The following is a 12,217-nucleotide window of genomic DNA, read 5'->3' on the forward strand; positions in this document are numbered from 1 at the left end:
AATTCTTTTCAAGTAAAAAATTACTCGCATTGACAGGATAACTGCGTAAGTCAAAAGCATTTTTGCTCAAGATCAAAAGCCGCTCACTAATGCAAATCAGAAATATTGCAATAATCAAAAGCTTAGTTGGAAAATAACGCAAATACTTAACGCAATTCTCCTCAAGTAAGCTAAACGCCTGATTCAATTTGCCCGTACTACGCTGGCGCTGTTCTTTCCAACAATCTGCTAGCAAAGCAACTGTTGCGATTAACGCATAGGGCATAAATTTCGTAATCGATAACCCGAGCAAGATAAAAAATAACGTGCAAAGTAAACGCCCGGGCTGCATGGCGACACGCTGCTTATCTTGCAAAATCAGAACTTGCATGAAAACGATTAATAAAATTAGCGCCGCGACAGAATACTTCATGATATTGGCAGGCTTAAACTCATTAATCTCATTGTAGATAAAGGGATGATTTGTTTTATGCGCTAAAACCGACCACTCCGCGCCAAAATATGGAGTTAAAAAAGTTCCAAACAAGGCACAAGCTAGCGGCACAATTAATCCTCGTGAGCGGATTGAGCTTTTTAATTGGGCCAGGTCGAGCGCATCTAGTCGCCAACTCCAGAGTAACAACGCAATCACCCCAAAAACAGCAGTTAAATGTGTATTTGACCAGAGCGAAAAAATTCCCGTGATCAAGAGTAGCTCAAGATAGTTATAATTATTTCTCTTGCAATGCAGTCGATCGGCCAGATAGATTACTGTTGCAAAAAGAACATAGGTTAATGTCTGAGGCCGAAGCGCAAAATGGTCAGTACAACCAGCAACAACAAAGAGTGTTAAAAAAGCAGCAAAAAAAGAGCTCCCTGCGAGGCGGAATAATAACGACCCCACTGCACAGGTAAAGAGAATACTCAGAGAAATTAATAAGCAAATTAAAAAATCTCGGCCAAGATGGTCATGGACCCAGGCGTAGACAATTTCATTACTCCAAGAGTAAGCGCGCCAGAGCTTACCTGCACCCGTAATATTCCATTGATCGCTTGTCGGAATAGACCCCTGGGCAAGAATCCAGCGACCTGAGACTATGTGCCACCACAGGTCGCCATCCGAAATGGGCTGCACAACGTAAAGACTTAAAGCACCGATAAAACCCAATAAAACAGTTAAATCGAGCAGCTTAGAGGTAGTATTTCCCTTAATTTCTTCGGACATTCAACGCTCTAGTCAAAATAAGCTAATAATATCAATATCTTAGCAAGCTTAATCTTTCCCCACGATGTTTTACTTAATGGCACACTTTTCATTATGCGGCCATAACAGATTATAGAAACTAAGAAACATTTGCCTTTGGGCAATGTGGATTTTTGGAAGGAGGCGTGAATGGCACGCTTCGTAGTCACCGTAGGAGGTAATTATGGTTAGTATAAAAAGACTGAGCGACAAGTATCGAACCCTGTGTGGTCGTACTTATGCTCATTTTAGTGTTCACGCTGAAAAGTATTCAGCAGTTTTATTGTTTGTATTTGGTATCGCTCTTTTAGCTCACGGCTTAGCTGCTGAGTCTATCGCGCAGCAAAATCTAGGTGCGCCTGGAGTAAGAAACGAAGATAACCGCCTTTACGAAGTCGGCGATCGTCTATTCTTCTTGCTTGAAGGTAACCTTGGCGCGTTGATTATGATCACAGCAGGTTTAGGTGCGATCGTAAGTGCCGCTTTAGGTGCTTATCGCGCAGCCCTTGGACTTTTAGTAGTTGCAGTTGGAGCATTCATCCTACGTTCACTCGTTCGTATGTTCTTCAACTTCGAAGTCGGCGACGACCCAACTCAATAAGAAGTTTGAAATACAAACCAAAAAAGGGAGCCCTGTGCTCCCTTTTTTATTGCTAAAAACCCGCCCAAATTGCGAAAACTGGCTTATCCTCGATAGCTCAAGTTAAACTCCGACTTAAACATTTTGAGGGCAATCTATGTATACAATAATTGTCGGACTTAATGTCGTAAACGAAGAAGAATATAAATTGTATCGTGAGGGCATGACTCCCATGGTACATGCAGTCAACGGATACTTTCGCTACGATTTTAAAATTCTGGAAACACTAAAAACTGAAGCCACGCACCCGATTAACCGTCTCTTTTTACTTTCCTTTCCGAGTAAAACTGTTTCAGAACAGTTCTTTGCTGATCCAAAATATCTCGAAGTACGCCGTGCCCACTTTGATAAAGCCGTAAAAGGTCGTACGCAATTAGCTCAAATTGGCGAATAAGCTACTGGGAAAGCTCTCCAAGAGACTGTAGCACTGCTGCTATTTCTTGTTCAGTATCCCCGACACTAGCATCAAAGCTTTGGCCAGTAATACGCTGATAGAGATCAAGATAACGCTCCGCAATCTCCACGCGAAAATCATCTGGCAAAATCGGAGGCACCCCTTCACCCATGTAGCCACGAGCAATTAACCAACGCCGTAAAAACTCTTTATCGAGCATCTCCGGGTCTTCACCCGCGGCAAAACGATCGGCATAAGAGTCAGCAATCCAGTAACGACTTGAATCTGGAGTATGGATTTCATCCGCCAGATAAACCTCAACCGCGCCGCCTGGTTTACGTAAAATCCCAAACTCATACTTAGTATCAACCAAAATTAAACCGCGTTCCTGGGAAAGTTTCTGACCAATTGCAAAAACCTTAAGAGCTTTTTCGCAGATTTCACCCCAAATAGCGCTTGTCGTAATCCCACGCTTCACGATTTCGTTACTAGCAATCGGCAAATCATGTTTGCCTACAGCTTCTTTGGTCGAAGGCGTTAAAATTGGTTGTGCAAATGCCTGGTGCTTTTTCATCCCCCGTGGCAATTCAATTCCAGACACGGCACGCCCTGCCTCATAATCTCGCCACGCACTGCCCGTTAAATAGGCCCGCACCACGACTTCAATCGGAACAATCTCTAATTCATGGCCAATAAATACATTAGGGTGTGGAGTGCTGAGCACATGATTCGGCACGATATGCCGAGTTTGGTCAAACCAATATTTAGCGATTCCCGATAATACTGCACCCTTAAATGGGATTGATGATAAAACCACGTCAAATGCACTTAAGCGGTCGGTCGCAATCAAAATACGCTCCTTGCGTCCCTGCGCAGTCACCCGCGTGTAGCAATCTCTAACCTTACCCCGATACTTTACACCGAGCCACGGAAGATCAATTTCTTTTAAGGTATAATTGAGCTGTTTTATTATATCTGGTCGTGAAATCATAATTATCAAACGCTTTTATGCTCTAGCTGGTAATTTCTAATTAGCAATTGTCATTCCTACACGAAAAATGGACTGCTGTGAAATATTATCGGTTAAGGTGTGCACTTGAGGGGCAAGCAAAAGCACAACCGTAGAACCCAGATTAAAACTAGCGATTTCTTGGCCTTTTTCTACCTTAGCTCCCGCATTAACAAAAAGTTCAATTGAACCAACATTTAGTGCGCCGACTATCACGAGCACTACTTGTCCGGCATTAAAACTAAGCACTACGCGCTTATTTCTCACAAAGAGATCTGCCACCGCATTAAGCGAAAGTTGATTAACTGGGAAAAGCTTGCCCGGCAGCGCGACAACACTTGTCACACTGCCTGACAACGGCGCGTGGATGCGGTGATAATCTCCAGGGGCAAGATAGATTGTGGCATATTGTCCGCCTTCTAATTGTTTGGCCAGCGCTTGGTTCTGCAACAGGTCACTTAGTGAATAATTCCAACCCTTAATTTGATGCAAAGATCCCGCCTGGATTTGGCCAAAGGCATTAAGGCAACCATCCACAGGACTGATTAATCCAGGACCAATCGGCCGCACGCCAGGCTTTAAGCGTCGTGCAAAAAACGCTTTAAAAGTCGGATACTCAGTTAAATCTTTCTCTGCTTCAGCGAGTTCTAGCGCATAAAACTTGGCATAAATCGGATATATCAAACTACGCATAAACTTAGGCATTTTAACTGCGGCAATCAATCCAACCAAGTTACTAATCAACTGCTTGGGAATTGTTTCTAATAAAATGCGGACAATGATTTTCATGAAGTTTGCATGTGGCTTAATTTCTTGCGAATGTTATTTACTCGCAGCAGTTGATTGTCAGCGACTCTTAGTCAGCGCTAGCTTAGCTTGGGCAATTGCTGCCTGGCTTTCTTCACTAAGCACTAGGCGGCCACTAATTTCAGCGCGTTTTTCCAATAAGTCACTAAGCGAGTCTGCCCGATTTAAAGTTAGGTTTTCCCAAATTACGGTTTTTAATTCTTGCATCGCCGGCGCACTAAACTCGGCAAGCTTGGCAGCAAAATTAATGACATTTAAATCTAATTCGGGAACGGAACTTGCTAGATTCTGATACAGTCCGTGTGCCAAGCACCACTCGGCACTACGCCAATCGGCGTCAATTGCCAGTGCCGCATAATTTGCGCGACCCACTTTATTCTCTACAACGGGACCAATCACAAAGGGCCCAATTCCGAGAGCAAGTTCGCTCAAGCGCACGCTCGATTCTGTCGTAGCAAAAACATAATCGGCAGCAGCAATTAACCCCACACCGCCGCCAACAGCCTTACCCTGCACACGCGCAATAATTAATTGTGGGGCAGCTTGCATCGCCAGAATCACTTCGGCAAATCCAGAAAAAAACTTCTTCCCAGCAGCGGCAGTTGAAATCGACACTAGTTCATCAAAAGACGCCCCCGCACAAAAGGCGCGATCCCCTGCACTTTGTAAAATAATTACTTTTGTAGCAGGATTCTTAGAAATATCGTGAATTGTTTGCGCTAAGGTCCGTAGCGCCACACTACTCATGCTATTACTGCGTTCCCCTTGGAACGTAATTTGCGCTATCCCTGACTCGAGTTTAGTTTCCACTTTGGCGTTAGTTTGCTGATCCACTGCGGACCTCCCTGATATAGCTCTATCTCGCAAATGAATTAGGATTTATAGTAGCTTGCATAACTTAGCTTACAAATTAGCACGGTTGTAAATTCTGCAAGCTACTATAAGGCCGACCGGAGGGAGGCAAAGCAACAAATAGTGCGCTGCAGATCCTCCGCATTACAAGCTAACTTATGCGGCGCACTATAGCAATCTACGTAGTAGTTCTAAGGACTTACCACCCTCCCGCCGTAAGGACACCGTGAGGACCTTGTCGCGGGGGGGGGATTATAGGTCACGATTTATGAAGAATCTTAACAATACAGCTAAGGTTTACAGTCAAGGTTAGTAAGGGCTCTCTATGCCTAAAACTTGGGTCCCCAAATTACTTTTTTGCGCGATCTTTTTCTGCAATTCAGCTGCAAATGCCGACCAAAGTAAGCGACTCAGTCAAATTGCTTTTGACAGATCTCAACAAACCCATACCGACAACTTCGCAGCACAAAATGCTTTACCAACTGAGAATGGCAATCAAGAAGCTTTGATTGCCGCTGCGCGCGCTTCACTGATTGTAGCAAAATTGGGTGATGATTTAGGATCTCCTAATTATATTACAGCAAATCTTAAAGGACAGAATCACGACACAAATAACCCGACGCAACTTTCTTCCACAAGGAAATGGCGAAGTCAGGGTCCAGACTGCGCTAACCCAAAAGACACTGAAGATCTTTGCAGCAAGGCCCGAGCGCTGGGTGAAATTTTACGACGTTTCTCCGGAAGATTAGATTTTTTAGCATTAATTCCCGCAGAGCCCTGCGCAAATGCGACGGACATGCGTGCGTTAACTGAAATCGAAATTGATAAAAATGCGCCGATTTTAATAGCAGCACTTAATCACGATGGTCAGTGTAGTTACCGCCTGCAGAGCAAGTCGCAAATCAATAAATTACTAAGTTTCAAAGTAGACAGCGTGCAAACAACTTGCCTGCCTGCTTCCTGTTTTCGCTAGATTAAGCGCGGGATAAAACGATAAGGAACTTGTCGTTTATATTCGTGATAATCGGGATCTTGACCTAAGTGCCGCTCTTCTGTCAGTGCGCGCAAATAATAAACAAATGCTGTCACGGTCATGAGCATCAGTGTGCGCTGACCAAAAAAGACCGTTTCCACAACCCACAAGCTTACTTTTGAAATATATGCTGGGTGACGCACATAGCGATAAGGTCCGCGGCTAATAATTCCGCGGTTTGTTAGATTCGAGGAACGTACTCCTAGTGCCACAGACGCCCAAGTATAAATCGCCCAAAGTAGAGTAATTAAAATTGTCGCAAACCAATGCAATGAATTGCCTAAGGGCGGTTCCCAATTATTGGTCAGGGCGATATCGAATGGTTTAAATGAAAAACTGTTGAATGGTGGGTAACATGCAAGGCAAACAAACCAACCAAAAACAGTTGGCTCGACCGATTTGATTTGGTTCTTCAACTGCGGCAGCTCAGTCAAATAACCAAAAGTGAAAATCGCAACATCTACATAAATTAACAAAAATACGAGAAATGAATTAAGTTGATAAAAAGCGCGCACAGCGTTGCCAGTTGTTACGGCAGCAATGAGCTGACCATAATTACCAAGAAAACCTAAAGTATTAGAAATCGTCCAACTGGTCAGTAAGGGCACATAAAAAAGCTTCACGCAAAAAGTCAGTAACGCTAGACGCGTCAGACGGTTCCAGTGATCGCGCGGTTTTCCCGTGACGCGCAGTGGAACAAAAGAAAAACAAAACTTCATTAATTGCCAGTACTTATCCTCGTCAGGAATGGGGCGAATCACATAATAAATCACGAAGAAATTAATGCAGAGCATGTAAATATAAAGTGGGTCAGCAATATACTTGGCGAAATTATCGTAATCCCCACCCTCGAAATAGAACCAACTCGAGAGTGTTTTTAAAACACGGAAAAAATAAGCTCCTACGCTACCGCTGAAAAGATCGGGCCTTAAATTAGCCAGCGCGAAATCAGAAAAAATATAGCCTTGCCTGAAAATTAAGTAGAAAAAGGAAACGCAACAAACAGAAAACGTGTAGCGAATAAAGGCAATCTTAAACTTGGAAAACCCGGTGCTCAGTCCATGACGATAACTGATAAAGCTCAATACTAAACTCACTATAAAAATAGCAAAAATCGCGCTGGCACTAAAAAGCGACCGGTCCTTGACTACCAGGCGTGTCGAAATTTCACCCTCTGCATAAGTAAAGGCATGCTCACCCCCGGGCAAAACGCGTGTCACGTATGCATAAATCGGATATGTTGCCTTAAATTGCTGGTAAACATTATCCAGAGTATAGCGCACACGATCTGCTTTGATTTCTCTTTTCGAAACAACAATCTCGTCAGGAAATACCACTTGAACCGCGGCAAGATCCTGCGTGAAAACATCAAGCGTGCCGCGCTTGGTCAAACGTAGAGGGCTTAGCTTAATCGTGTCGTCTAGCCTACTAGGGATTCCCACGTGGAAACTGCCTAGATTGCTTAAAGACAGGCGTTTACCCTCGTTGAGGTAATAGATCGTGGTGATAATCGGATAACTGCCCGACTGCTCAGGCATGTTAATTTCCTGATTAACTGTTTGCTGTTGACCTGCTGCAAGCTCATCAGCAACTTTGACGGTTAACTCACTAGTTCCTAACTGAATTTTTGCAGTAACCTCACGGGCAAGATCTCGACCGCTGTTTAAGATCCGTAACGTTACAACATTATCCTTCGAGCTAACATTTAGATTAAAGGAAATATCTGCGGCGCATGCCGTTTGTAGACACAAACACATCCAAGCAACAAGCAGATAAAAAATTTTTGTAATTCGAGTCGAGTGCATTAAGATCAATGAGCCTTAAATAAAGTAGCGATCAATGACGAAAAGGCAATCGTCCCCATAATCAGCGCAGCAACAATAATCAGTATTGTAACTGCAAGGTTAAGGTAATCTGCTGTTTCCTTGGCAACATTAGTTTGTAGCGGAGATTTGAAATTTGTTTTCGTAGGAATCTTACCTGAACTTGGAGTCACAGTTGGATGATTGCGTTGAGTCGGCTTGTTATTGTTTACTGACTGCGATCGACTCTCCTCCTGTTCGACTCCCTCGATTTCCAATTTTACAGCAGGAAGCTTGGGCAAAGTTGTTCCGGTTGTTAAAGTTGATGCTGGTTTATAATCCTTAGCTTTTTTTAATTCTTGAAAGATTTCTGCGCAGGATTGATAGCGGTCATCAGGATTAATGCGCAAACATTTAAGGATAATTGACTCCAAAATCATTGGACAATCCGGACGTAATTTTCGTGGCGGATCAAACGTTGCATCAACTTGTTTTTTCATGCTCTGAAACATACTGTCCCCAGGGAAAGGATGTTTCTTGGTCAGAAGCTCATAAGCAATCACACCAATTGCATAAATATCCGAGCGCTTATCAACCTTACCTTCAAGTAAATATTCTGGGCTTAAATAATTAACAGTTCCAACCAAACTACCAGTTTGGGTTTGGCGCTTTTTATTACCGATGATCGAAATCCCGAAGTCCGATATTTTGACATGCCCCTCTTTGGATAAAAGCACGTTCTCAGGTTTCAAGTCACGGTGGATAATTCCGGCTTGATGCAAGGCCTCTGTGCCTTCTGCAATTTCCATCATAATATCGATGGCGTTCTTCACGGGAATGCGGTCGGTTTGACTGAGCAAATAATTCGCTAGGTCTCCGCCCTCAACATACTCCATGGTATAAGCGACAAGGCCGTCCTCGTTGATATAATCATAAGCACGTACAATGTTTTTATGGGAAACGTCGAAAGCCGCCATGACTTCGTTGCGGAAACGCTCGGCAATTGTCAAATCACTGGCAATATCTGGACGTAAGGCTTTGAGAGTAAAAACACGATCATCTAAATCCTTGCGACGACAAAGATAGACTGTTCCCATCGCACCTTCGCCGATGATGTCAACAATCTCATAGCGCTTATTCCCAACTAAAGCACCGGGATTAAGCTTAACAATAAAAGTATTACGCTCGTCTGGCATTTCCGCTTTGATTTACAAAAAAGTCAATAATTTACAGCATCATAGCTAGCATAAACGGATGATACAAGTAGAATCTATTCATGTCGCAAGGCATCAAGGATCTGGATATTACTTGCTTTTCTTGCTGGCCATGCGCCAAAAACAACACCAACGATTACAGAAAGTAGAAACGCCGGAAGATAAATCCAATACGGTGCCTGCATGTTAAAACTTGGATAAAAAATCCGGAACACAAACGCCAAGGAGGAAGCTAAGAGAATTCCGATTAACCCGCTCAAAACCGAAAGCATCACTGCCTCACTGATAAACTGCGACATAATATCTCTTTTACGCGCACCGACTGCACGACGAATCCCGATTTCTTGAGTTCGTTCAGTGACACTGACAAGCATGATATTCATAATTCCAATACCGCCAACAAGCATTGAGATTGCAGCAATGCCGCCCAAAACATAGGAAAGCATGTCCAGTAAGTTATTCATACTGTCCATCATTGTTAATTGAGTAATCACAGTGAAATCTTCCTCGCCGTCACGGCGTTCTTTCAAGATATTAGTAATTTCTTCGACTGCAAGATCAATTGTAACCTTAGCGTTTGCCTTGGCGCGAATGCCAAATAATTTATCTTCATTAAATAAACGTAAAGCCGACTGCGTAGGGATAAAGGCAAATTCATCAATATTCAAACCCAAGGTATCCCCGGCATCAAGGAGTGTTCCAATCACCCGAAACTCGCTGCTATTTAGTTTCACTGACTTGCCTAGCGCTGATTCGCGGCCAAACAATTGCTGATAAAGCTTCGCTCCTAGAACAACTACCCGTCTTCCATAGTCATCTTCTTCACTACTATAGTAACTTCCGCTATCGATTCGAATCTTAATGATCTTCGGGAATTGATCATTTGTGCCTAAGACTTGCGCATTACTGACTGACTCCTGATAGCGAATACTCGCCGTGCCCAGCACAACGCCAGTAACTGCTTCGAGAGTATAAGTTTTCTTTTGTAAAGCTTTAACGTCAGCTAACGTCATTTTTGTCGCGGCCGATCCAATCGGTGGTCCAAAATTGGATTTCTTATCGCTCTTTCCAGGTTGGATTAAAATAATATTTGTGCCCAGGTTTTCAAATTCAGACATGACATAATTTTTTGCGCCCTGTCCCAGCGAAACCAAAGCAACTACAGCAAAAACACCGATTGTCATTCCCAGAATCGTGAGGAATGTTCTGAGCTTGTGATGTCTTAAAGATTCGACCGCTAAACGGATTGATTCACCGATAATCATTTCTTGACCTACCGACTCACAGTCATCAGACCATCAAAGAATGTGATTTGACGCTTGCCATATTGAGCAATCTCAGCATCGTGCGTGACCATCAAAATCGTCATTCCTTCTTGGTTAAGTGTGTTAAATAAAGCTAAAATGCTCCGACCGGTTTTAAAATCCAAATTTCCGGTTGGCTCATCAGCCAGAAGAATTTGTGGATGGTTGACGATCGCACGAGCAATTGCCACACGTTGACGCTGTCCACCCGAAAGCTCGTTAGGCAAATGCTTCATCCGGTCCTGCAAACCGACCTTGAGCAGTGCTTCTTCTGCACGCATTTTTTGATCTTTAATTGAAATTCCGCCGTGATAAACCAAAGGCATCGTGACGTTACGGAGTGCTGAAACCTTAGGGAGTAGAAAAAAACTTTGAAAAATGAAACCCAAAGCTGTATTACGCAGCTGCGCGCGTTCGGGATCGTTTAAGGAAACTGTATTAATCCCGTTAAGAAAATAATCCCCAGTGCTTGCTCTGTCGAGTAACCCGATAATATGCAGCAGTGTTGACTTGCCACTGCCAGAGGCGCCAGTGACACTAATGAAATCACCTGAGTTGACCGTCAAGTTAATTGCACGCAGTGCCTCAATCGTTTCTTCACCGCGAACAAATTGCTTAGATAAATTGACGAGCTCAATTTGCTTCATCTTTCACTGACACAGTTACTTGATCTGAGATTTCGTCTTTCTCCGAAGGGACGATGACTGTATCGGATTCAGATAATCCAACAAGGATTTCGGCATATTCATAATTGACGATTCCCGTTTTAACCTCACGTCGCTGCGCCTTACTGTCTTGCAAAATATAAAGATAGCGCTGATTCGCACGTCCCAAGAGTGCACGCACTGGCACAACTAATGCGTTCTCATGGATTTGAATCACTACTTCGACATCGGCAGAAGCACCAGCCGGGATCAACTCTTGACGATCTGCGGCCAAGTCTAGTTCAATTTGTGAGGTGCGATCTTGTTCTTTTGCTGAGGTGACATAGTTAATGACTTTACGGACGCTGGCTTCAAAAGGTTCACGGCGTGTAGCTAAAATTGTAACCTTTGCTGGCATGCCGACTTTTACTTTCGAGATGTCAACTTCATCAATCTCGGCCTGGACGTAACGCGGCAGCGTATCAACGATACGAATTAGCGGTTTAGGGATAACTGCTGTAATCTGAGAAAGTTGTCCGACTTCCAGATTCAGTTCTGCGATCAGTCCATCGAAGGGCGCGATGATCTGACTTTTTTCGTAAGCTCCTTTGGCCAAATCCCGCTGCATGCGAATCGTTTGCAGCGCGCTTTCTGAGATTGCTTTGATTTTAAAAAGATTTTCATGTCGCGCCAGCTCTTGATTGGTAATGAGCAGTTGAGATTTTAGATCATCATTTTCAAGTTCAGCTAAAATTTCTCCGCGTTTTACCAGGTTACCGATGCGCGTATTTAATGTTTTTACGCGACCCACGGCCCCAAAAGAAAGCTCGGCAGACTGCTCAGCTTCAATTGTTCCTGAAGTAATGCTAGAAACTGTTTCAGCAATAGTGGCACGCTTAACTCTTGCTACTTTAACTACGGGTGGCGTAGTGCAGGCTGTAAGGATCGAAAGAAGGCAAATCAAAACGCGCATTTAATTAGTGACTTTAACCAATAGCAACCCCGCAAAGCACGAGAAGCTGATCTGAATACATTTAATGAGACTAAGTGCCAAAATATCGACAGCTGAAGCAATCAGTCTAATCATTCAGTAAACTAATTTTACTGGATGAAATAAATACATACCTAGTGGCGAAAGTTTCGTTAAGCGAAAAAACTTTTGGCAGTGGGTATGCTGTTGTGGATTTTATACTTAGCATTTGACTCGTGGGCAAACTCTGAATTTTTCGTTGAAGATTTGCGCGCAAAATCAGGATTAGACAGGCTTTATGATCCGCAGTAATCTATGCTGAGTCT

At 43.5% G+C, this 12,217-nt stretch carries 12 protein-coding genes; 3 read left to right on the forward strand and 9 right to left on the reverse strand.

Going from position 1 to position 12,217, the window contains the following annotated elements; genetic code table 11:
* The coding region (locus tag JNK13_07310) for a hypothetical protein (protein ID MBL7662542.1) at positions 1-1,204 on the reverse strand (1,204 nt) is incomplete at its 3' end.
* A gap of 202 nt (positions 1,205-1,406) precedes the next feature.
* Here JNK13_07310 and JNK13_07315 point away from each other — a divergent pair.
* A complete protein-coding gene (locus JNK13_07315; protein ID MBL7662543.1) occupies positions 1,407-1,823 on the forward strand; it encodes a hypothetical protein in 417 nt (138 codons plus the stop codon).
* A 136-nt stretch (positions 1,824-1,959) separates the two neighbouring features.
* Positions 1,960-2,256: a DUF1330 domain-containing protein gene (locus tag JNK13_07320; GenBank protein MBL7662544.1), complete on the forward strand. Its 297-nt coding sequence runs from the start codon at positions 1,960-1,962 to the stop codon at positions 2,254-2,256.
* A gap of 1 nt (position 2,257) precedes the next feature.
* Here JNK13_07320 and JNK13_07325 read toward each other — a convergent pair whose 3' ends face one another.
* From JNK13_07325 to JNK13_07335, 3 genes are read right to left on the reverse strand one after another with little or no spacing between them, the layout of a single operon-like run.
* Positions 2,258-3,247: a phosphoribosylaminoimidazolesuccinocarboxamide synthase gene (locus JNK13_07325; GenBank protein ID MBL7662545.1), complete on the reverse strand. Its 990-nt coding sequence runs from the start codon at positions 3,245-3,247 to the stop codon at positions 2,258-2,260.
* Positions 3,248-3,283: 36 nt separating this feature from the next.
* Entirely contained in the window at positions 3,284-4,054 is a 771-nt protein-coding gene (gene psd, locus JNK13_07330; GenBank protein ID MBL7662546.1) for a phosphatidylserine decarboxylase, read from the reverse strand.
* 57 nt (positions 4,055-4,111) lie between these two features.
* Positions 4,112-4,906, reverse strand: coding sequence for an enoyl-CoA hydratase/isomerase family protein (locus JNK13_07335; GenBank protein MBL7662547.1), 795 nt, complete (start codon positions 4,904-4,906; stop codon positions 4,112-4,114).
* Between the two features lie 343 nt (positions 4,907-5,249).
* On the opposite strand from JNK13_07335, the gene JNK13_07340 reads away from it, so the two are divergent.
* Entirely contained in the window at positions 5,250-5,897 is a 648-nt protein-coding gene (locus JNK13_07340) for a hypothetical protein (protein MBL7662548.1), read from the forward strand.
* Here JNK13_07340 and JNK13_07345 read toward each other — a convergent pair.
* The 5 genes from JNK13_07345 to JNK13_07365 all read right to left on the reverse strand — a co-directional run bounded on the left by JNK13_07345 (position 5,894) and on the right by JNK13_07365 (position 11,894).
* Complete coding sequence (locus JNK13_07345; GenBank protein MBL7662549.1) at positions 5,894-7,762, reverse strand: isoprenylcysteine carboxylmethyltransferase family protein; 1,869 nt, start codon at positions 7,760-7,762, stop codon at positions 5,894-5,896. The genes JNK13_07340 and JNK13_07345 overlap by 4 nt on opposite strands.
* A gap of 5 nt (positions 7,763-7,767) precedes the next feature.
* Complete coding sequence (locus JNK13_07350; protein MBL7662550.1) at positions 7,768-8,955, reverse strand: serine/threonine protein kinase; 1,188 nt, start codon at positions 8,953-8,955, stop codon at positions 7,768-7,770.
* A 74-nt stretch (positions 8,956-9,029) separates the two neighbouring features.
* Entirely contained in the window at positions 9,030-10,238 is a 1,209-nt protein-coding gene (locus JNK13_07355) for an ABC transporter permease (protein MBL7662551.1), read from the reverse strand.
* An 8-nt stretch (positions 10,239-10,246) separates the two neighbouring features.
* A complete protein-coding gene (locus tag JNK13_07360) occupies positions 10,247-10,924 on the reverse strand; it encodes an ABC transporter ATP-binding protein (GenBank protein ID MBL7662552.1) in 678 nt (225 codons plus the stop codon).
* A complete protein-coding gene (locus JNK13_07365; GenBank protein MBL7662553.1) occupies positions 10,911-11,894 on the reverse strand; it encodes an efflux RND transporter periplasmic adaptor subunit in 984 nt (327 codons plus the stop codon). Before JNK13_07365 ends, JNK13_07360 begins: the two co-directional genes overlap by 14 nt.
* Positions 11,895-12,217: the final 323 nt, after the last annotated feature.

The sequence above is a fragment of the bacterium genome, from assembly GCA_016786595.1.
GTDB lineage: Bacteria > Bdellovibrionota_C > UBA2361 > SZUA-149 > JAEUWB01 > JAEUWB01.

Coding starts and splice junctions, on each gene's coding strand:
- JNK13_07315 (MBL7662543.1), top strand. CDS start 1,407: ATGGTTAGTATAAAAAGACTGAGCGACAAGTATCGAACCCTGTGTGGT.
- JNK13_07320 (MBL7662544.1), top strand. CDS start 1,960: ATGTATACAATAATTGTCGGACTTAATGTCGTAAACGAAGAAGAATAT.
- JNK13_07325 (MBL7662545.1), bottom strand. CDS start 3,247: ATGATTTCACGACCAGATATAATAAAACAGCTCAATTATACCTTAAAA.
- psd (MBL7662546.1), bottom strand. CDS start 4,054: ATGAAAATCATTGTCCGCATTTTATTAGAAACAATTCCCAAGCAGTTG.
- JNK13_07340 (MBL7662548.1), top strand. CDS start 5,250: ATGCCTAAAACTTGGGTCCCCAAATTACTTTTTTGCGCGATCTTTTTC.
- JNK13_07345 (MBL7662549.1), bottom strand. CDS start 7,762: ATGCACTCGACTCGAATTACAAAAATTTTTTATCTGCTTGTTGCTTGG.
- JNK13_07350 (MBL7662550.1), bottom strand. CDS start 8,955: ATGCCAGACGAGCGTAATACTTTTATTGTTAAGCTTAATCCCGGTGCT.
- JNK13_07355 (MBL7662551.1), bottom strand. CDS start 10,238: ATGATTATCGGTGAATCAATCCGTTTAGCGGTCGAATCTTTAAGACAT.
- JNK13_07360 (MBL7662552.1), bottom strand. CDS start 10,924: ATGAAGCAAATTGAGCTCGTCAATTTATCTAAGCAATTTGTTCGCGGT.
- JNK13_07365 (MBL7662553.1), bottom strand. CDS start 11,894: ATGCGCGTTTTGATTTGCCTTCTTTCGATCCTTACAGCCTGCACTACG.